This is a genomic window from Mycetocola spongiae (genome assembly GCF_020424085.1).
Lineage (GTDB): Bacteria > Actinomycetota > Actinomycetes > Actinomycetales > Microbacteriaceae > Mycetocola > Mycetocola spongiae.
Window position 1 is genome coordinate 1,612,665 of record NZ_CP080203.1, and the last position, 21,304, is coordinate 1,633,968.

The window sequence follows — 21,304 nt, forward strand, 5'->3', positions numbered from 1 at the left end:
CACCCCGCCCCCTCGGTTTTTGTGATGACAAAAACCGAGGGGGCGGTTTTCGTCCGCGGTTGTCCCGGCGAATCCCACCGCGCGCGCGTGGCTTAAGATAGAGCGGGGGCCCGCCGCCAGCTGGCCGCCCCCTTTAGAGCATCAGCCCCGGGCGGCCGCAGGTATCGCGGCCAAAGCGCGCGGCTCCCAGAAAGGCAGCATGTCCTCCACCGAGTCCCCCACGCCGCCGCCCTCGCGGTCGCCCTTCGGCCGCCGCCGCACGGAACCCACCGGCCCCCGCGCCACGTTCCGGCAGCTGCTCCCCTATCTGTTTGAACATAAGCCGATGCTGTGGTTCATCATCGCGCTGTCGATCCTGGGGGCCGCCGCCTCGCTGGCCCAGCCGCTGCTGGTCAGCCAGGTCATCGGCATCGTGGAGAAAAATCAGCCGCTCGGGTCCCTGGTCTGGGTCCTGATCGGCCTGGTGATCGTCTCCGGGCTGCTCTCGGGCTATCAGCACTATCTATTGCAGCGCACGGGTGAGGGGGTCGTGCTCTCGAGCCGCCGCCGCCTGATCGGCCGGATGCTGCGCCTGCCCATCTCCGAGTTTGATGCCCGCCGCACGGGCGACCTGGTCTCGCGCGTGGGCAGCGATACCACGCTGCTGCGCGCGGTCCTCACGCAGGGGCTCGTGGAGGCCGTGGGTGGGGCCGTCACCTTCATCGGGGCGATCATCGCGATGGCCATCATCGACCCCGTCCTGCTGGGCCTCACGGTGGGTGTGGTCGCGGTATCGATCATCATCGTGGTGGCGCTGTCCAGCCGCATCCGCGCGGCGAGCGCCGCCGCCCAGACCAAGGTGGGTGAGCTGGCCTCCGCGGTGGAGCGCGCCATCAGCTCCGTGCGCACGGTGCGTGCCGCGGGCGCCACCGAGCGCGAGATCGCCGATGTGGATCGGCACGCGACCGGCGCCTGGCGAATGGGTATCCGCGTGGCCAAGATCTCCGCGCTCGTGGTACCGGTGGCCGGTATCGCGATGCAGGCCTCGTTCCTGGTGGTTCTGGGTGTGGGTGGCTTCCGGGTGGCCTCGGGCAGCATCTCGGTCGCGAGCCTCGTGGCCTTTATCCTGTTCCTTTTTATGATGATCATGCCGCTCGGCCAGGCATTTGGCGCGATCAGCGCCACCAACCAGGCGCTCGGTGCGCTCGGCCGCATCCAGGAGATCATCGATCTGCCCACCGAGGATGCCTTCGACGCCGAGATCCGCGCGGGTCTCGCCTCCCCGGGTACTCCCTCGCCCGAGGCCCCGGCCATCGAGTTTGACGGTGTGGAATTTGGCTATGCCGAGGCCCCCGCGAGTGCCCCCACCGAGTCCGAGGCCGCCGCGCGGGTGCGCGAGGCCACGGGTGACCCCGCGGAGGAGGGCAAGATCGCCCGAACCGCCGTGCTGCACGGGGTATCCTTCCGCGCCGAGCGCGGCAAGCGGATGGCCCTGGTGGGCCCCTCGGGTGCCGGTAAGTCCACGATTCTGGGGCTCATCGAGCGCTTCTACGATCCGCAGGCCGGGGCCATTCGCCTGGGCGGAGTGGATATCCGCGCGCTGGATCGCGCCGATCTGCGCTCCCGCATCGGCTATGTGGAGCAGGACGCCCCGGTGCTGGCAGGTTCGCTGCGAGATAACCTGCTGCTGGGCGCCCCGGATGCCAGCGATGAGGAGTGCACGCGGGTGCTCCACGCGGTAAACCTCGGCGAGGTCCTCGAACGCAATCCCGCGGGCCTGGACGCCGCCGTGGGAGAGGACGGCATCATGCTCTCGGGCGGTGAGCGCCAGCGCCTCTCGATTGCCCGGGCGCTGCTGGCCGCCGCACCCATCCTGCTGCTGGACGAATCCACGTCCTCGCTGGACGGCGCCAATGAGCAGCTCATGCGCGTGGCCATCGACGCGGTGGCGCAGGACCGCACGCTCATCATCATCGCCCACCGCCTGTCCACCGTGGTAGACAGCGATCAGATCGTGGTGCTGGAGCACGGCCGGGTCCTCGGCGCGGGCACCCACTCCGAGCTCATCGCCTCGGTTCCGCTCTATCGTGATCTGGCCAAGCACCAGTTCCTCGTCTAGGCACAGAGCCCCTTCGGGCAGAACAAAACCCCGCGTTCCGACCAGGAAAACGCGGGGTTTTGTGGTTTGGGGTGGGCTAGTTGCCGAGCCGCTCGCGCAGGCCGCTCAGCTCCTCGCGCAGCGCGTCCGGTACCCGATCGCCGAAGAGCGCAAAATACTCCTCGGTGAGATCGGCCTCGCGGTTCCAGGATGCGGGGTTGATATCAAAGAGCTGCTCCACATCGGCCGCGGGCAGGTCCAGCCCCGCGAGGTTCAGCTCGGCCGGGACCGGCAGGGTGCCGATCGCGCTCGGAAGCCCCGAGACGGAGCCCTCGATGCGGCGCGCGATCCACTCCAGCACGCGCGAGTTCTCGCCAAATCCGGGCCAGAGGAACCCGCCGTCCTCACCCTTGCGGAACCAGTTGACCTGGTAGATTCCGGGGGCCTTCTCGGCGTCGAGAAGCCCTCCCACGCGCAGCCAGTGCCCCCAGTAATCGGCCATGTTATATCCGCAGAACGGCAGCATTGCAAAGGGGTCGCGGCGCAGCTCGCCCACGGTCCCCTCGGCGGCGGCGGTCTTTTCGCTGGATACGGTGGCGCCGATAAACACGCCGTGGGCCCAGTCCCGGGCCTCAACCACCAGCGGGACGTTGGTGGCGCGGCGTCCCCCAAAGAGGATGGCGTCCAGCGGGATGGCCTGCTCCCAGTCCTCGGCAATCGACGGGGCCTGGGCGGCCGAGACGGTGAAGCGCGAGTTGGGGTGTGCCGCGGGAGTATCCGAGTCCGGGGTCCAGGGGTTTCCCTGCCAATCGGTCAGGTGGGCGGGGGCCTCATCGGTCAGGCCCTCCCACCAGACATCACCCTCGGGGGTGAGCCCCACGTTGGTGAAGATGGTATTGCCCCAGAGGGTATCCACGGCGGTGGCATTGGTGGAGGCTCCCGTGCCGGGGGCCACACCAAAAAAGCCAGCCTCGGGGTTAATAGCCCAGAGGCGCCCATCGGGTCCGGGCCGCAGCCAGGCGATATCGTCGCCGAAGGTTTCCACGCTCCAGCCGGGGATCGTGGGCCGCAGCATGGCCAGGTTGGTTTTGCCACAGGCCGAGGGGAATGCCGCGGCGAAGTGGAATTTGCGGCCCTCCGGCGAGATCAGCCGGATCAGCAGCATATGCTCGGCGAGCCAGCCCTCATCGCGCCCCAGGACGCTCGCGATGCGCAGCGCAAAGGATTTTTTGGCGAGCAGGGCGTTGCCGCCATAGCCCGAACCAAAGGACCAGATCTCCCGCGTCTCGGGGTATTGGACGATGTATTTTTTGTCATTTGAGGGCCAGGCCACATCGGCCTCGCCCGCGGCCAGCGGCGCGCCCACGGAGTGCACGGCGCGCACCCAGTGCTCGCCGCGCGCGATGATGTCCAGGACCTCGCTGCCCGCGCGGGTCATGATGCCCATCGAGAGCACGGCATAGCCCGAGTCGGTCACCTGCACCCCCACATGCGAGAGCGGTCCGCCCACGGCCCCCATCGAGAACGGCACCACGTACATCGTGCGGCCGCGCATGCTCCCGGCGAAAACGCCGTCGAGTTCGCGGCGCATGCTCGCGGGCTCGTGCCAGTTATTGGTGGGGCCGGCATCGGCCTCGTTTTCGGAGCAGATAAACGTGCGGCTTTCCACGCGCGCCACATCGCTCGGGGCGCTGCGGGCAAGATAGCTATTGGGCCGCAGATCCTGGTTGAGTCGGATCAGTTTTCCCTCGGCCACCAGCTGCTCCGAGAGCGCCTCGGTCTCGGCGAGGGTGCCTCCCCACCAGACGATGCGCTCGGGACGAGTGAGTTCCGCGATCTCGCGCACCCACCCACGCAGTTCTGCGAGGCCCTCGTGCTCGGTGACGGCCTCGTCAACGTTGCTGATGTTAATCTCCGCGATGGACATATTCCCCGGCTCCTTCAATAGCCTCTGCCACAAATTTGGCGCTAACTTTCGCGCCCACCTCCATCCTGCGTCATAATTTCCGAATCATTATTGTCAGAAAGCAGTTAAGAACTTCGCTTTTTTAGATATTATGAATTTCATGACGAGTACCTCCTCCGACCTGGCCACGCTGGGTCGTCGCGTGCGCCACTTCCGCACCGCGCGTTCCCTGACCCTCGACCAGCTCGGCGAGCGCGTGGGCCTGGCCGGCAGCCAGCTCTCCCTGATCGAAAACGGCAAGCGCGAGCCCAAGCTCTCCTCCCTGCAGTCCATCGCCACGGCCCTGGGCCTGGAACTCTCGGAGCTGCTCGCGAGCGAACCGCCGAGCCAGCGCGCGGCCCTGGAAATCGAGCTAGAGCGCGCGCAGCGCCTCACCGTATTCACCGAGCTGGGCCTGCCCACCGTGCGGGCCTCGAAGGGCATGAGCGATGACGCCCTGCGCTCGCTGGTGGGTATGCACCGCGAGCTGCAGCGCCGCGCCGCGGAGGCCATCGCCACCCCCGAGGAGGCGCGCAGGGCCAATACCGAGCAGCGCGAACTCATGCGCACCCAGAATAACTATCTTCCCGAGATCGAGCGCATTGCCGAGGAACGGGTCAAGGCCTCGGGCCACGTCACCGGCGCACTGACCCACCGCACGGTGAGCATCATGGCCGAGCAGCTGGGCCTGGAACTCATCTACGTCAACGATCTCCCGCATTCGGCACGCTCCGTGACCGATCTGGAAAACGGCCGCATCTATCTGCCGCCGGCCTCGATTCCCGGCGGCCACGGCCTGCGCTCGATGGCGCTACAGGCGATGGGGCACCGCATTCTGGGGCATACCCGGCCCGTCAGCTATGCCGAGTTTTTGCATCAGCGGCTGGAGATTAACTATTTTGCCGCCGCCTGCCTGATGCCCAAGACCGCGGCGGTGGGGTTCCTGCACGCCGCCAAGCGCGAGCGCAATCTCGCGGTGGAGGACTTCCGGGATGCCTTTGGGGTGACCCATGAGGCCGCGGCCCTGCGCCTCACCAACCTGTTTACCTCGCAGCTGGATATGCCCGTGCACTTCCTGCGGGTGGGCGAGGATGGCGCGATCTCCAAGGTCTACGAAAACGACGGTCTGCCGCTGCCCTCGGATGTCACGGGTGCGATCGAGGGCCAGATTGCGTGCCGCAAATGGGCCGCCCGCAGCGCGTTTGAACGCACCAACCGCACCACCGAGTTTTATCAGTACACCGATACCCCGGCCGGCACGTTCTGGTGCGCCACCCAGACCGGATCCACCGAGGCCGGAGAATTCTCCATCTCGGTGGGGGTGCCGTTTGGGCAGGCCAAGTATTTCCGCGGCCGGGAGAGCATGATCCGCGCGGTCAGCACCTGCCCGGACGCCTCCTGCTGCCGGCGGCCCTCGGGTGATCTGATCGAGCGCTGGCAGGATAAGTCCTGGCCCAGCGCCCGGCTGCATACCCATATCCTCTCGCCCCTGCCCTCGGGAACGTTCCCCGGCGTGGACGATAACGAGGTTTACGAGTTCCTCGAACGGCACGCGGGCTAGGCGCGCATGGACATCCCCACCGAACCGAGCGTGCCCGTGCGTTTTATCACAGCCGCGGATGGCGTGCGCCTCGCCAGCTATTTTTATGGCGCGGATCCCGCCCGCCCCACGATCCTGGCCGTACACGGCTTTGCGTCCCATGCCTTCCTCAACTGGGAGCTCAGCGGCTGGACCCGGGTGCTGACCCGCGCGGGCTATAACGTGCTCGCATTTGACCTGCGTGGCCACGGCCGCAGTGACGCACCGCTTGAGCCCGAGCGCTATAGCCTGGAGATTTTTGCCTCCGATGCGCGTGCGGTCCTCGCCGCCTATGGGCTGGCCCGCGTGCACTATCTGGGCTATTCGATGGGTGCACGCACGGGGTGGCGGCTGGGGCTGGAGAGCCCCGAGCTGTTGGAGAGCCTCATCCTCGGCGGCATGCCCGAGGGCGATCCGCTCACCACCTTTGATGCCGCGGCGGCCCACGCCTATCTGGAGGCGGGCACTCCCGTGGCCGATCCCCTCACCGCGGGCTATCTGCGGATGGCCGAGGGCGTGGAGGGCAATGATCTGCGCGCGATGATCGCCGTGGTCACGGGCGTGCGCAGCGGAATGCACGCCCGGATCGGCAGCACCCCGCGGGTGCCGCTGCTTTTTGTCACGGGCGGCAGGGACGCCGTGGCACCGGGCAGCCGCGCGCTTGCGCTCGCCTCGGGCGGCGAGTTTGTAGAGATCCCCGGCCGCGGCCACCTGAATACAGTGGGGGCCCGCGGTTTTAAAGACGCGGTCCTGGACTTCCTCGCCCGGCAGACGGGCGATACTGCCTAGCCCTCCAGCTCCCCCATCAGCTCGGCAAGCTCGTCCCCACCGGCCATCAGGGCGGTGATCTCCTCGATGCTCACCTCGGAGCGGGCAAAGCTGCCGATGCTGCGCCCGCGCTTGAGCAGCAGGAAGCGGTCGGCCACGGGGAAGGCATGGGTGGGGTTATGGGTGATAAAAATCACGCCGAGCCCCCGCTCGCGTGCCCGCAGGATATAGCGCAGCACGATCGCCGATTGTTTTACCCCGAGGGCCGCGGTGGGCTCGTCCAGGATAAGAATACGCGCGCCAAAATACACGGCGCGGGCGATCGCGACGCTCTGCCGCTCGCCGCCCGAGAGCGTGCCGATGGGCTGATCCACATCGCGCAGGTCGATGCCCATGCCCGCGAGCTCCTCGCGGGTGATCCGGCGCATCTGGGCGGCGTCCAGGCGGCGCAGCGGGCCGCGTCCGCGGGTGAGTTCGGAACCGAGGAAAAAATTGCGCCAGATCGGCATCAGGGGCACCACGGCGAGGTCCTGATAGACGGTGGCGATCCCGGCGGCCAGCGCCTGCCGCGGCGATCCGAAGCTCACGGGCGTGCCATCCACGCGCAGGCTTCCCGCATCGGGGCGGTGCAGGCCCGCGATGATCTTGATCAGCGTGGACTTCCCCGCGCCGTTATCGCCGAGCACACACGTCACCTCGCCCGCGCGCACGTCGAGGTCCACTCCGGCCAGGGAAATCACGTTGCCGTAGTTTTTGCCGATGCCGCGCAGGCTCAGGAGCGGTGTGTTGTCACTCATTTTCCGCTCCCCCGTGCCGCCCGACGCTGCACATAGATGTTAAATACGGTGGCCCCGAGCAGCATCGCTCCGAGGAAAAATTTCAGCCAGTCGGGGCTCCATTCGGCATACACCACGCCCTTCAGCGCCATGCCGTAGATCAGCGCGCCGATGGCCGCCCCGATCGCGCTGCCATAGCCGCCGGTCATCAGGCAGCCGCCCACCACCGCGGCGATGATATAGAGGAACTCATTGCCGATGCCCTCGCCCGATTGCACGGTTTTAAACGCAAAGAGCAGGTGCATCGCGAGGATCCAGGCGCAAAAGCCCACGCCCATATACAGGCCGATCTTGGTCTTGACCACGGGCACGCCCACCGCGCGGGCAGCCTCGGCGCCGCCCCCGCTCGCGAAGATCCAGTTCCCCACGCGCGTGCGGCGCAGGATCCAGGTGGCAGTGAGCACCAGCCCGATCCAGTAAAACACGGTGATCTTGATCGAGAGCCCAAACACGGGAATATCGGAGGCGAAGATGGCCCGTCCGAGTTCAAAGCCAGCGGCATCCTGCACCGAGGGAGTGGCGACGCCGCCGGTCAGGGCGCGGGTGAGCCCCAGGTTAAGCCCCGCGAGCATAAAAAAGGTGGCCAGGGTCACGATGAAACTGGATAGCCTGGTTTTGGTGAGGAGCCAGCCGTTGATGAACCCCATCGCGAGGGAGAACACCAGGGCGAGCCCCACCCCCACCCAGATATTCGAGCCAAACCAATAGGCGATCAGCGCCGCGGTGAGGGCGCTACTGATCACCGCGACGCCCGCGGAGAGGTCCACCTCGCCGCCGATCATCAGCAGGGATACCCCCACGGCCATGATGCCCACGGTCGAGGCGCCGTAGAGGATCGTGGCCTGCGCGTCCCCGGTCGTGAAGACAGGAGATACCGAGGCGAAGACCAAAAAGAGCACGATGGCCGCGGCCAAGGCCCCGATTTCCGGGCGCAGGAAGAGCCGCGCGGGAAGCGAGCGGGTGCGGAGCCGCTCATCGCCTCCCGGCGCGGTCTGGGGGATGCTGTGTTGCCGCGTCATCGCTCTAGCGGGTACCGTTTGCGGCGTAGCGGGCCACGGACTCGGCGTTGTCCTTGGTGATGATCTGCGGTCCCGTCAGCACGGTCTTTCCGCCGCCGAGCACGTTGCCATTGGTGTTATAGAGCCACAGGTTATCCAGTGCCGAATAGCCCTGCAGATAGGGCTGCTGGTCCACGATGAAGGAGATGCGGTCATCGCTCAGCGCGGAGACGGCATCGGCGCTCAGGTCAAAGGTGGCGAGGTGCGCACCGCTACCCGCATCGGCGATGGAATCCGCGGCGGCCAGGGCAAAGGGTGCGCCGAGCGTCACCACATAATCGATATCGGGGCTGGTCTGGAGCTTGGAGGTGATCGTGGAGGCCACGTTGGGCATGTCCACGCCGTTCACATAGAGCTGTTCGGTGCTGCCGGTGAAGGCCGAGGCCATACCGGCGCAGCGGGCCTCGTGCCCCACATTGCCCTGCTCGTGCACCACACATACGGCCTTCTTGGCGCCGAGCTCGTTCAGCCGGGTACCGGCGGCCTCGCCGGCAATGGTTTCGTTCTGTCCGAAGTGGGCCAGGACGCCCATGTCCTCCCAGACATCCTCACCCGAGTTGATGCTCACCACGGGGATACCGGCCGCCACGGCCGCCTGTACCGAGGCCGAGAGGGCCTCGGGCTTGGCGAGGGTCACGATGATACCGTCCACCTTCTGGTCCACGGCCTGGTCCACAAGCTGTGCCTGGCGTCCGCCGTCGGGATCGGCCGAATACAGGAGCTCGGCGTTGTCCTTGGCGGCTGCCGCCTCGGCGCCCTTGCGGACGATATCCCAGAAGGTATCGCCGGCGCCCGAGTGGGTGATCATCGCGATCTTCAGCGGCGCGCTTTCGGCGGGCTGTGCGGTGTTTCCGGCGCCCACCCCGGCGGGGCCGCCACATGCGGCGAGGCCCAGCATCAGGCCGCCGCCCACGGCGGCGGAGAGGGCAAGCTTGGTCCAGGAACGAGGGGCCACAATAATCACTATTCTTTCCACCCGAGAGGTCCGAGTCGCCGCGCGATGGGTGGGGGAAATTTCTCGCGCCGACGGCCAGTCCGCGCTGGCGCGGATGCTCCCTCGATACTACCGGTGCCCGCGCATTTCCGCGGTGCATCCGGCGCTCCCCCGGCAGATGAGGGGCTTCGCGGGTTAAACAGGAAAGGCCTCCCCCAGGAGGCCACCCGCACCCAACCGGTGTGCATGTTAAACACGAAAGGCCTCCCGCGGGAGGCCACCACACACCCCCTTGTGGTGTGTGTGTGTTAAATGGAAAAGGCCACCCTCACGGGTGGCCTCTTCACGAAAATAAGTCCGGCGGTGTCCTACTCTCCCACAGGGTCCCCCCTGCAGTACCATCGGCGCAAAGAGTCTTAGCTTCCGGGTTCGGAATGTAACCGGGCGTTTCCCTCTCGCTATGGCCGCCGAAACAAACATAGACATATCAATCACGAATCAAACAACACACCACACAAAAGTGGCTTGTTGTTTGGTTCTCGACCGTACATCGAGAACCACTCAGTGGACGCAAACATCACTCTGGACCCCAGACACCAACCTTTAAAAACTGTGTCTGAGTAATGATTATCAAATTATCGGCTTATTAGTACCGGTCAGCTTCACGAGTCTGTAGTCCTCGCTTCCACATCCGGCCTATCAACCCAGTAGTCTACTGGGAGCCTCTCCCCCTAAGGGATGGAAATCTCATCTCGAGGCCGGCTTCCCGCTTAGATGCTTTCAGCGGTTATCCATCCCGAACGTAGCTAATCAGCGGTGCTCCTGGCGGAACAACTGACACACCAGAGGTTCGTCCAACCCGGTCCTCTCGTACTAGGGTCAGATCCTCTCAAATTTCCTGCGCGCGCAGCGGATAGGGACCGAACTGTCTCACGACGTTCTAAACCCAGCTCGCGTACCGCTTTAATGGGCGAACAGCCCAACCCTTGGGACCTACTCCAGCCCCAGGATGCGACGAGCCGACATCGAGGTGCCAAACCATGCCGTCGATATGGACTCTTGGGCAAGATCAGCCTGTTATCCCCGAGGTACCTTTTATCCGTTGAGCGACAGCGCTTCCACAAGCCACTGCCGGATCACTAGTCCCGACTTTCGTCCCTGCTCGACTTGTCAGTCTCACAGTCAAGCTCCCTTGTGCACTTACACTCGCCATCTGATTGCCAACCAGATTGAGGGAACCTTTGGGCGCCTCCGTTACTTTTTAGGAGGCAACCGCCCCAGTTAAACTACCCACCAGGCACTGTCCCTGAACCGGATCACGGTTCGAAGTTAGATATCCAATATGACCAGAGTGGTATTTCAACTTTCGACTCCACACACACTAGCGTGCATGCTTCAACGTCTCCCACCTATCCTACACAAGCCACACCGAACACCAATACCAAGCTGTAGTAAAGGTCACGGGGTCTTTCCGTCCTGCTGCGCGTAACGAGCATCTTTACTCGTAATGCAATTTCGCCGAGTTCACGGTTGAGACAGCTGGGAAGTCGTTACGCCATTCGTGCAGGTCGGAACTTACCCGACAAGGAATTTCGCTACCTTAGGATGGTTATAGTTACCACCGCCGTTTACTGGGGCTTAAATTCTCAGCTTCGCCTTACGGCTAACCGTTCCTCTTAACCTTCCAGCACCGGGCAGGCGTCAGTCCGTATACATCGTCTTGCGACTTAGCACGGACCTGTGTTTTTAGTAAACAGTCGCTTCCCACTGGTCTCTGCGGCCCAAACACGCTACCTGGAGTAAATCCATTGACATGCTAGGCCCCCCTTATCCCGAAGTTACGGGGGCATTTTGCCGAGTTCCTTAACCGTGATTATCTCGATCTCCTTAGTATTCTCTACCTGACCACCTGAGTTGGTTTGGGGTACGGGCAGCTAGAACCTCGCGTCGATGCTTTTCTTGGCAGCATAGGATCATCGGATCATACCCTTACGGGTTCCCCTTCAATTCTCAGCCTATATGGGAGACGGATTTGCCTATCTCCCGGCCTACAATCTTGGCCTAGGACAACCATCGCCTAGGACCGACTACCTTCCTGCGTCACACCTGTTAATACGCTAACCGCACCAGATCGGGTCGTGTGCGTTGCCATAAAGCTCCACCCCGAAGGGCTCGGTCATCATGGTTTCGAAACACTTAGCAGTACTGGATTAGCTTGGGCGGTTCTTCGCCGGTACGGGAATATCAACCCGTTGTCCATCGACTACGCCTGTCGGCCTCGCCTTAGGTCCCGACTTACCCAGGGCGGATTAGCCTGGCCCTGGAAACCTTGGTCTTTCGGAGGACGGGTTTCTCACCCGTCTTTCGCTACTCATGCCTGCATTCTCACTCGTGTAGCCTCCACGGCTGGTTTACACCGCCGCTTCGCTGGCCACACGACGCTCTCCTACCCATCAATACGGCTGGACCACGAAGGCCTACCAAAAATATTAATGCCACAACTTCGGTGGCGTGCTTGAGCCCCGTTAAATTGTCGGCGCGGAATCACTTGACCAGTGAGCTATTACGCACTCTTTCAAGGGTGGCTGCTTCTAAGCCAACCTCCTGGTTGTCTCTGCAACTCCACATCCTTTCCCACTTAGCACGCGCTTAGGGACCTTAGATGGTGGTCTGGGTTGTTTCCCTCTCGACAATGAAGCTTATCCCCCACTGTCTCACTGCTGCGCTCTCACTTACCGGCATTCGGAGTTTGGCTGACGTCAGTAACCTTGTAGGGCCCATCGGCCATCCAGTAGCTCTACCTCCGGCAAGAAACACGCAACGCTGCACCTAAATGCATTTCGGAGAGAACCAGCTATCACGAAGTTTGATTGGCCTTTCACCCCTATCCACAGCTCATCCCCTCAGTTTTCAACCTAAGTGGGTTCGGTCCTCCACGTGCTCTTACACACGCTTCAACCTGGCCATGGATAGATCACTTCGCTTCGGGTCTAGGACATGCGACTGAATCGCCCTATTCAGACTCGCTTTCGCTACGGCTTCCCCTCACGGGTTAACCTCGCCACATATCACTAACTCGCAGGCTCATTCTTCAAAAGGCACGCCGTCACCCCAACAAGGAGGCTCCGACGGTTTGTAAGCAAACGGTTTCAGGTACTATTTCACTCCCCTCCCGGGGTACTTTTCACCTTTCCCTCACGGTACTTGTCCGCTATCGGTCATCTGGGAGTATTTAGGCTTATCAGGTGGTCCTGACAGATTCACACGGGATTTCTCGGGCCCCGTGCTACTTGGGATACTCTCCACACGATTACGTCATTTCAACTACCGGGCTGGCACCGTCTCTGGCTGGCCTTTCAAGACCATTCGTCTATAACGCTCTCTAATGTTCGACCATCGGCAGATGATCCTGGAAAGTCCCACAACCCCGAACATGCAACTCCTGCCGGATATCACACATGCTCGGTTTAGCCTGATCCGCGTTCGCTCGCCACTACTGACGGAATCACTATTGTTTTCTCTTCCTGTGGGTACTGAGATGTTTCACTTCCCCACGTTCCCTCTACCCGCCCTATATATTCAGGCGGGAGTCACTACGTCATGTTGCCACGCGCAGCGGGGTTTCCCCATTCGGAAATCCTCGGCTCACAGCTTGTTTATCAGCTCCCCGAGGCTTATCGCAGATTACTACGTCCTTCTTCGGCTCCAGATGCCAAGGCATCCACCGTTTGCTCTTAAAAATTTGAAATCACATGAGTATAAAAATCGATCAAACCTAAAAGAAATCTCTTAGAAATTGACCAATGATCTATAAATAGATCATCTTATTATCAAAACAAAACCATAAAGGCTTTGAATTTTAAGATGCTCGCGTCCACTGTGTAGTTCTCAAAGTACGGGCGGTACTAAAACATCACGACAAAAAATGTCCCTCAGCTTTAGCCCAGAAGGCCGTCCGAAACAAAATTTCGGCCCGGTCCCTCAGGACCCAACAACGTGCACCTGCACACTCCATCCCATACAGCGTTCCCATCCTCAAAGAAGACGTACTAACCACACAAAACTTCATGCACAGCAATGTCAATGTTCCACCCATGAGCTCCCAGCAGAAACAGTCGTTCTGATCTGGGGCCTGGACACATAAAGTGCCAGTTGCTCCTTAGAAAGGAGGTGATCCAGCCGCACCTTCCGGTACGGCTACCTTGTTACGACTTAGTCCTAATTACCAATCCCACCTTAGACGGCTCCCTCCCTTACGGGTTAGGCCACCGGCGTCGGGTGTTACCGACTTTCATGACTTGACGGGCGGTGTGTACAAGGCCCGGGAACGTATTCACCGCAGCGTTGCTGATCTGCGATTACTAGCGACTCCGACTTCATGAGGTCGAGTTGCAGACCTCAATCCGAACTGGGACCAGCTTTTTGGGATTCGCTCCACCTTGCGGTATCGCAGCCCATTGTACTGGCCATTGTAGCATGCGTGAAGCCCAAGACATAAGGGGCATGATGATTTGACGTCGTCCCCACCTTCCTCCGAGTTGACCCCGGCAGTATCCCATGAGTTCCCACCATAACGTGCTGGCAACATAGAACGAGGGTTGCGCTCGTTGCGGGACTTAACCCAACATCTCACGACACGAGCTGACGACAACCATGCACCACCTGTATACCGACCTTGCGGGGCGACTATCTCTAGCCGTTTCCGGTATATGTCAAGCCTTGGTAAGGTTCTTCGCGTTGCATCGAATTAATCCGCATGCTCCGCCGCTTGTGCGGGCCCCCGTCAATTCCTTTGAGTTTTAGCCTTGCGGCCGTACTCCCCAGGCGGGGAACTTAATGCGTTAGCTGCGACACGGAGACCGTGGAATGGTCCCCACATCTAGTTCCCAACGTTTACGGGGTGGACTACCAGGGTATCTAAGCCTGTTTGCTCCCCACCCTTTCGCTCCTCAGCGTCAGTTACGGCCCAGAGATCTGCCTTCGCCATCGGTGTTCCTCCTGATATCTGCGCATTCCACCGCTACACCAGGAATTCCAATCTCCCCTACCGCACTCTAGTCTGCCCGTACCCACTGCAGGCCCGAGGTTGAGCCTCGGGTTTTCACAGCAGACGCGACAAACCGCCTACGAGCTCTTTACGCCCAATAATTCCGGACAACGCTTGCACCCTACGTATTACCGCGGCTGCTGGCACGTAGTTAGCCGGTGCTTTTTCTGCAGGTACCGTCACTTTCGCTTCTTCCCTGCTAAAAGAGGTTTACAACCCGAAGGCCGTCGTCCCTCACGCGGCGTTGCTGCATCAGGCTTTCGCCCATTGTGCAATATTCCCCACTGCTGCCTCCCGTAGGAGTCTGGGCCGTGTCTCAGTCCCAGTGTGGCCGGTCACCCTCTCAGGCCGGCTACCCGTCGTCGCCTTGGTGAGCCATTACCTCACCAACAAGCTGATAGGCCGCGAGTCCATCCCCCACCGAAATTCTTTCCAACCCCCACCATGCGGTGGAAGTTCATATCCGGTATTAGACGCCGTTTCCAGCGCTTATCCCAGAGTGGAGGGCAGGTTACTCACGTGTTACTCACCCGTTCGCCACTAATCCACCCAGCAAGCTGGGCTTCATCGTTCGACTTGCATGTGTTAAGCACGCCGCCAGCGTTCGTCCTGAGCCAGGATCAAACTCTCCGTAAATGTTTATCTCCACGACTAAAAGCCGGGACATTTTATGCCGAACCCGCCCGGAATAGGACGAGAACTGCGAGTTTGAAACTGACAGAACAAATCATTACTGACTTGCTTTGTTGTTTAAATGTTTTCCAAAGGAATCTCCACCACTAAAAAGTGGCCGAGGTTTTTGGCATTTGACATTGTGCACGCTGTTGAGTTCTCAAGGATCGGATACTCCCCATTTCCACACCACAAACGGGTGCTTCTCCTAGGGGTCACGATATACATCACCATCCACCACGAACTCGCTTCCAAAACCTAGAAGGCTTTGAGTGGGGCATCCGAAGTGAAGGATTCCCATCCTGCCACACAAACACAACCGAAACAAGTTCAGAATATTTGGTGGGGATGATCCCCGCTTGAGGCCGACCCGCATTCCGCTTGGCCGCACCTTTGGGGTGATAGGTAAAACTATACGTGCGATCCACCACCTCGGCAAATGGCGCCGATACCCGCGCGTGTCGATCGGATAAAACCGCGGAATTCCGCGGAAGTTGCCCGGCGCGCATCGCGCGGGAGCGCATGCGCGGCTCACGCGGCGCGGCCCGGATTTGGGTACAACGGGCCTACTCCCACGAAAAGCCGGGAGTGTCGGATACCAAGAACGGCCGCCCCGCCGGAGATCCCCCGAGGGGGATATCGACGGGACGGCCGCGTGTGGGACCTGTCGGCTAGCGCTGATCCTCGATCTCGCCGAGGGACCGCGGCTCGCGCCCGCGCGCCAGCTTCGAGGGCCACCAGATCTTCGGACCGATGTCATAGGCCAGCGCCGGCACCAGGAGCGAACGCACCACGAGGGTATCCAGCAGCACACCAAACGCCACGATAAAAGCGATCTGCGCGAGGAATAGGATCGGGATCACACCGAGCGCGGCAAAGGTGGCGGCCAGCACCACACCCGCCGAGGTGATCACCCCGCCCGTCACGGAGAGCCCGCGCAGGATTCCCTGCCGGGTGCCGTGCACGAGGGATTCCTCACGCACCCGCGTCATCAGGAAGATGTTGTAATCGATTCCCAGCGCCACGAGGAAAACAAACCCATAGAGCGGCACGGCCGGATCGGCACCGGGGAAGTTAAAGACCCCGTTAAAGACCCAGGCGGACACGCCCAGCGCGGTACCAAAGGACAGCAGCACGGTGAGGATGAGGATCAGCGGCGCGATGATCGAGCGCAGGAGGAGCATCAGGATCAGCAGGATCACCACCAATACGATCGGGATGATCGTATTGCGATCGTGGGTCGCGGCATCGTTGCTATCGATCGCCGTGGCCGTGGCCCCGCCGATAAATACACGATCCCCCGCCGAATCCAGGCTGCCGCGCAGCTCACGCACCAGCGCATCGGCCCGCTCCGAATCGGGTTCGGCATCCAGCGTGGCCTGAAGCAGGATATTGCCCTCCGATACGGTGGGCGCGGCCGATACCGGGGCCGCCGGGTTTCCCGGCACGGTAAAGACCGCCGCGCCATTGGCCACACTCGCGAGGGCCGTTCCCGAGGGGGAATCCGCGGAGAGCACCTGAACGCCATCCAGGCCATCGGTCTCGGAGAGCGCGGTAATGACCTCGGCCGCGCGGGATTCCGGGGTGAGAATCTGCACCGGACTTCCCGAGCCCCCGGGGAAGTGCTCCGCGAGGGCGTGCTGTCCATCGCGCGCCGGCGAATCGGTCAGCACCAGCGCGCTCTGGGCGACGCCGCTCGCGTTCAGCTGCGGAACGCCGAGGCAGGCAGCAAGCAAAACCACGGTGCACCCGATCCAGATCAGGCGCGGGCGGCGGGCAATCGTGCGGCCCAGCCGCGGCCACCAGCCGGTGGCATGCTGACCGACCAGGACCGGGTGGGCGCTCCCAAAGGCGGTCTTGCGCGGCCAGAACGAGACCCGGCCGCAGGCCAGCAGCAGCGCCGGGAGGAAGGTCAGGGCCGAGAGCACCGAGAACGCGATGCCGATCGCGGCCACCGGGCCCAGGGCCTTATTGGAGTTCAGATCGCTAAAGAGCAGGCACAGCAGGCCCGCGATCACGGTACCGCCGGAGGCGAGGATCGGCTCGAGGCTTCCGCGCAACGCCGCCCACGTGGCATCCCAACGCAGCGGATGATCGCGCAGCGCCTCCCGATAACGCGAGACATAAAGCAGCGAATAATCGGTGGCGGCACCGATCACAAGAATAAACAGGATTCCCTGAACCTGCCCGTTCAGCAGCAGGATATCGGCCTTGGCCAGCCACCACACGGAGAGCAGCGCTGTACACAGCGCAAACATCGAGGCGGCGAGCACCAGCAGGGGCAGCAGCGGCGAGCGGTATACGATCACGAGGATCAGGAAGACCGCGGAGAGCGCCACCAGCAATAGCAGGCCATCGATGCCCTTAAAGGCTCCGCTGAGATCGGTGGTGAAGCCCGCCGGTCCGGTGATAAACGATTCCAGGCCGGAGGGAAGATCCGCGGCGATATCCGCTCGCAGCTCGGTCACGGTATCCGCGGCCGCACCCGATTCCAGGGGCACAAAGATCGTGGCGGCCTGGCCGTCCTCGGAGATCACGGGCGGGGATGCGCCCCCGGCCACCCCGGATACCGAGGCGAGGGATTCCGCCCGCTCGGCAATCAGGGAACGGTCATCGGGGGTGAGCCCGGAATCGCGCTGGAACAGGATGACGGCGGGGATGGTATCGCCCTCGCTGAAACCGGACAGGGCCTTACTGACCACGGTGGCGTCGGCGCTCGCGGGCAGATAGCTGGTCTGATCGTTGGTGGAGACCTCGGAGACCTTGCCAAAATACGGGCCGCCGATGGCGCCCCCGGCAAACCAGATGATGATGAGCACCGCGGGAAGGAAGATGCGCAGCCAGCGCGGGGCCCGACCCGGGGCACGCGCGGGGGCGGGAGGGCTCGGCGGCGCGGGCGGATCCGTGGGGGCCGGGGTCGTCGCGACGGCGGGCGTGGCGGGGCCCGGTGCCGCGGCCGAGTCGGCGCGGGCCGCGGCGATCTGCTCAGCGGTGATGATCGGAATCGCGTGGGTGGGCGTGGACCGGCCGGGTTCGCGCGTGGGATCCACCGCGTCCACGGGCTTATCCGAGGCGTGTTTTCCCAATTTTTCGCTCACGCCGTGGCCTCGATCAGGACGCCCGCGGCCCGCAGCTCGGACAGCGCGTGACGGCTCGGCTCGGGGGCCACCCCCGCGATCAGATCGCTGAGGACTCGCACCTCCAGGCCCGCCGCGCGGGCGTCCAGGGCGGTGGCCCGGACACAGTGATCCGTGGCGATTCCCACCACGTCCACGCCGGTGATGCCTGCCTCGCGCAGATACTCGGCGATCGGAAGCGCGGGCTCCGCGGCCAGCGGGCCCGCGGCATCTCCCGGCACACCCTCAAACAGCGAATAGGCGGGGATTCCGCTGCCCTTATAGACATAGCCATCGCCCGGGGCGAGGATCAGCGCGGGATGAAACTCGGCGCCTTCGGTTCCGGCCACGCAGTGCACGGGCCACGTGGTGGTGAAATTGGGGGCCTCGCCGGGCGCGGCAAAATGTCCGCCGTTATCGCCCTCGGCGTTATGCCAGTCGCGGGAGGCCAGGACCAGCGCATATTCCGCGCGGTGCTCCGCCAGATAGGCACTCACCCGGCGCGCCACCTCGGCGCCACCGGCCACGGCGAGCGCGCCGCCCTCGGTGAAGTCATTTTGAATATCAACGACCAATAGTGCACGTGACATGGGACAGTCCTTCCGCGTCATTCCGGCCCGATAATGCCCCTCAGCCTAGTCGCCGCGGCGTGCGGGTCGCTAATTATTCGCGAGCGAGTTGCCGCAACGATACATCCCGGTGGCCACCGTATCGATACCCTGCCGGGCCGAGGCGGAGACCCGTCCGGTGGCATAGATCATAAAGACCAGGGTGCTCCCGTCCGCGGCATCGATCACTCCGCCGAGGGTATAGGCCTGCGTGATCGATCCGGTTTTGCCGGTGATATGTCCGCGCGCCACCGCATTGGGGCCCGTGAAACGGTTGGAATAGCCCAGCGTGCCGCTCTGCCCGGCCACCGCGAGACCATCGCGGATAAACCCGAGGTTTTGCGCGCGCTGGTTGATCTGCAGATAGAGGCTCGCAAGATAGGAGGGGGCCACGGCATTGCCGGGGCTCATCCCCGAGGCATCAATCACCGTGAGCGCGGAGGTATCCAGGCCATAACCGGCGAGGGCCTTGGGGAAGGCCGTGCGCAGGGAGGCCAGCGTATTGCCCTCGCCGAGGGCAATCGCCACCTGGCGTCCCAGCATCTCGGCCAGCGTATTATCCGAGGGGATCAGCATGAGCGGGATCAGGGCCGAGAGCGGCGCGGAGCTCACGCTCGCCAGCTCGGTGGCCGCGGCGGGCGCGGAACCCTGCTGCACCGAGGCACCCGGGAAATAGGAGGCGAAGGCCGAGCCGGCGCGACCGATCGGGTCCTCTCCGCGCGGCGAGAGGAATACCTTGGGATCGTTGCGGTCGGCATCCACCTGGAGGGCGGTGATATGCGAGAGCCAGCCATCGCGGCGCTCGGTCGCGGGCCAGCTCGCGTCCCAGGTGGGGCCCGAGAAATAGCCGCTGTCCAAAATGATTCGGGTGACCGGGGCGGTGATTCCCGCGGCACTGCGCGCGGCGCGGACCTTCGCGGCCAGATCATCCAGGTGGGCGGCGCCGGTATATACGGGCTCCTGCCCCGTGGGCAGCCGGGTGAGCGTGAGGTCTCCCCCGCCGACCAGGACGATGGTGCCCGGGCTATCCCCGGTGACCACCCGGGTGCTCGCGCGATAATCGGGGCCCAGCACGCTCAGCGCGGCGGCGGCCGTGAGGATCTTCATCGAGCTCGCGGTGGCGGCGGGAACATCGGGATCGCGCTCAAAAAGCACCTCGCCGGTGGTGGCGTTATAGACCTGCGCCTGGAAGGTACCCAGCCGCGGATCCTGCGTGAGCGACTCGATCGAGCAGGTGCGGGCAAACGCGGGGATCGGGGACCCGGGCACCGTGCGCTCGGCGATGATGGGTTCGGCGCTGGGCTCGGGCGCGGGCGCGGCGGGGGCCGCGGGTCCGGCGGTCGCGGAACCGGTGATCGCGCCCGCGGTCAACACGCCGAGCGCCAGCACCCCGGCCAGAACACCCGTCAGCAGCCCGCGGTGCCGGGAGACCCATCCGGGACCCGTGTTTTCGGGGGCGGGACGGGAATCCTCGGGGCGCAATTGATCCATACCTGAATACTATCGGGCCTTTTCTCGCGCCACCCGGGCGGCGCATTTTTGAAATCGCCACGAACACGCTAAGATTTTTTCTTGTGCCTCATAGCCGGAAATTTTCGGCCTGATTCACGCCGCCTTAGCTCAGTCGGTAGAGCGTTTCACTCGTAATGAAAAGGTCGCGAGTTCGATTCTCGCAGGCGGCTCCAGCACATCGGCCCCTCCGGTTTTCCGGAGGGGCCGATGTTTTATTTAGCCGGGATGGCCGGGATCCTGCCGGGTGCGGAACACCGGCCAGCCGATCTCGGTGACCCAGGCCTCCGGCTCCGGGGTATCCGCCGGGCCGGTCAGATAGGTTTCGCGCAGCGGCCCCGGAACCGCGATCTCGTGCTCGGCCACATGCGCCGCGAGCCGGGCATAGGCCTCATCCACCGCATAGTGGCTACCGCGATGAATCGTGGTACAGAGCTCCACCTCGGGAACGCGGATGGCCTCGACCCGGCCCACCGCGGGCCGCGGCGACGCACTCTCCAGCGCGAGCACGGCCCGGCCCCGGCCCGCGGTAAAAACCCTCGTATCGTAGAGCCCAATCACCGGCCCACCACTACCGATACCCAGGGCGCGCACGGTGGATACCAGCTCCGCGGTGGCACCCTGAAACCAGGCCGAGGCCGTGGCGGAGTCGAGCTGCGCGGTGATGGACATTCCACTCAGCTCCGGCGCGGTGCGCAGGGTGATCCGGGAATCGGCGGCCGGGCTTAGCAGCGCAAAAATCGAGTCGGTGGCGCGGGCCACGCGTTCCAGATCGGCGCGCAGCCGGGCAAGATGCTGCTCCAGGAGGGCGGAGCGTTTTTCCAGATCCGCCGTGCCCACGATCCGACGGATATCCTCCAGCGGCAGATCCAGATCGCGAAAGCGCTTAATCAGCAGCGCCTCCCGCAGCTGCTCCACCCCATAGCGTCGATATCCCGTGCGCTCGTCCACGGCCGAGGGAATCAGCAGGCCCAGCCGATGATAATTGCGCAGCGCCCGCACCCCCAGGTGGGTCGCGCGGGAAAAATCGCCGATGCTGAGCGTAGCCATGTCTCCATTCTGCGCCCTCCCCCGAGGGAGAGTTCCCCCCCCCCGCGCCGGGGTTGTATTCGACCCCGCGGAGGGGCGCAGCCTGGAATCAGCGGGAGATTCCCG

General features: G+C 63.4%; 11 protein-coding genes, 1 tRNA gene and 3 rRNA genes. 4 read left to right on the forward strand and 11 right to left on the reverse strand.

Annotation, left to right across the window (positions count from 1 at the left end; all coding sequences use genetic code 11):
* Positions 1 to 199 precede the first annotated feature (199 nt).
* Complete coding sequence (locus tag KXZ72_RS07275) at positions 200 to 2,098, forward strand: ABC transporter ATP-binding protein (protein ID WP_226079696.1); 1,899 nt, start codon at positions 200 to 202, stop codon at positions 2,096 to 2,098.
* Positions 2,099 to 2,174: 76 nt separating this feature from the next.
* Here KXZ72_RS07275 and KXZ72_RS07280 read toward each other — a convergent pair whose 3' ends face one another.
* Positions 2,175 to 4,004: a phosphoenolpyruvate carboxykinase (GTP) gene (locus KXZ72_RS07280; protein WP_226079703.1), complete on the reverse strand. Its 1,830-nt coding sequence runs from the start codon at positions 4,002 to 4,004 to the stop codon at positions 2,175 to 2,177.
* A 139-nt stretch (positions 4,005 to 4,143) separates the two neighbouring features.
* Between KXZ72_RS07280 and KXZ72_RS07285 the strand changes: the two genes are divergently transcribed.
* Entirely contained in the window at positions 4,144 to 5,583 is a 1,440-nt protein-coding gene (locus KXZ72_RS07285; RefSeq protein WP_226079705.1) for a helix-turn-helix transcriptional regulator, read from the forward strand.
* Positions 5,584 to 5,589: 6 nt separating this feature from the next.
* Positions 5,590 to 6,390 (forward strand): alpha/beta fold hydrolase, encoded by an 801-nt coding sequence (locus tag KXZ72_RS07290; RefSeq protein WP_226079715.1) that lies wholly within the window; start codon positions 5,590 to 5,592, stop codon positions 6,388 to 6,390.
* Here KXZ72_RS07290 and KXZ72_RS07295 read toward each other — a convergent pair.
* The 9 genes from KXZ72_RS07295 to dacB all read right to left on the reverse strand — a co-directional run bounded on the left by KXZ72_RS07295 (position 6,387) and on the right by dacB (position 20,131).
* Complete coding sequence (locus tag KXZ72_RS07295; protein ID WP_226079717.1) at positions 6,387 to 7,166, reverse strand: ATP-binding cassette domain-containing protein; 780 nt, start codon at positions 7,164 to 7,166, stop codon at positions 6,387 to 6,389. The two genes, KXZ72_RS07290 and KXZ72_RS07295, sit on opposite strands and share 4 nt — an antisense overlap.
* Entirely contained in the window at positions 7,163 to 8,224 is a 1,062-nt protein-coding gene (locus KXZ72_RS07300) for an ABC transporter permease (protein ID WP_226079719.1), read from the reverse strand. The genes KXZ72_RS07295 and KXZ72_RS07300 overlap by 4 nt, the downstream gene beginning before the upstream one ends.
* A 4-nt stretch (positions 8,225 to 8,228) precedes the next feature.
* Positions 8,229 to 9,218 carry a substrate-binding domain-containing protein gene (locus KXZ72_RS07305; protein WP_226079720.1) on the reverse strand — a complete coding sequence of 330 codons (990 nt, stop codon included), beginning with the start codon at positions 9,216 to 9,218 and terminating at the stop codon, positions 8,229 to 8,231.
* Between the two features lie 334 nt (positions 9,219 to 9,552).
* A 5S ribosomal RNA gene (gene rrf / locus KXZ72_RS07310) occupies positions 9,553 to 9,669 on the reverse strand.
* A gap of 154 nt (positions 9,670 to 9,823) precedes the next feature.
* A 23S ribosomal RNA gene (locus tag KXZ72_RS07315) occupies positions 9,824 to 12,945 on the reverse strand.
* A gap of 415 nt (positions 12,946 to 13,360) precedes the next feature.
* Positions 13,361 to 14,880: ribosomal RNA gene (locus KXZ72_RS07320) — 16S ribosomal RNA — on the reverse strand.
* Together the 16S, 23S and 5S rRNA genes form the textbook arrangement of a ribosomal RNA operon.
* Positions 14,881 to 15,587: 707 nt before the next feature.
* On the reverse strand, positions 15,588 to 17,756 hold the full coding sequence (locus tag KXZ72_RS07325; RefSeq protein ID WP_226083470.1) for an MMPL family transporter: 2,169 nt from the start codon (positions 17,754 to 17,756) through the stop codon (positions 15,588 to 15,590).
* Positions 17,757 to 18,010: 254 nt separating this feature from the next.
* Complete coding sequence (locus KXZ72_RS07330; protein ID WP_226079722.1) at positions 18,011 to 18,622, reverse strand: isochorismatase family protein; 612 nt, start codon at positions 18,620 to 18,622, stop codon at positions 18,011 to 18,013.
* A gap of 69 nt (positions 18,623 to 18,691) precedes the next feature.
* On the reverse strand, positions 18,692 to 20,131 hold the full coding sequence (gene dacB / locus KXZ72_RS07335) for a D-alanyl-D-alanine carboxypeptidase/D-alanyl-D-alanine endopeptidase (RefSeq protein WP_226079724.1): 1,440 nt from the start codon (positions 20,129 to 20,131) through the stop codon (positions 18,692 to 18,694).
* Between the two features lie 118 nt (positions 20,132 to 20,249).
* On the opposite strand from dacB, the gene KXZ72_RS07340 reads away from it, so the two are divergent.
* Positions 20,250 to 20,325 (forward strand) — tRNA-Thr (locus KXZ72_RS07340).
* A gap of 43 nt (positions 20,326 to 20,368) precedes the next feature.
* Here the strand turns inward: KXZ72_RS07340 and KXZ72_RS07345 are convergent.
* A complete protein-coding gene (locus tag KXZ72_RS07345) occupies positions 20,369 to 21,199 on the reverse strand; it encodes a MerR family transcriptional regulator (RefSeq protein ID WP_226079726.1) in 831 nt (276 codons plus the stop codon).
* Between the last annotated feature and the right edge of the window lie 105 nt (positions 21,200 to 21,304).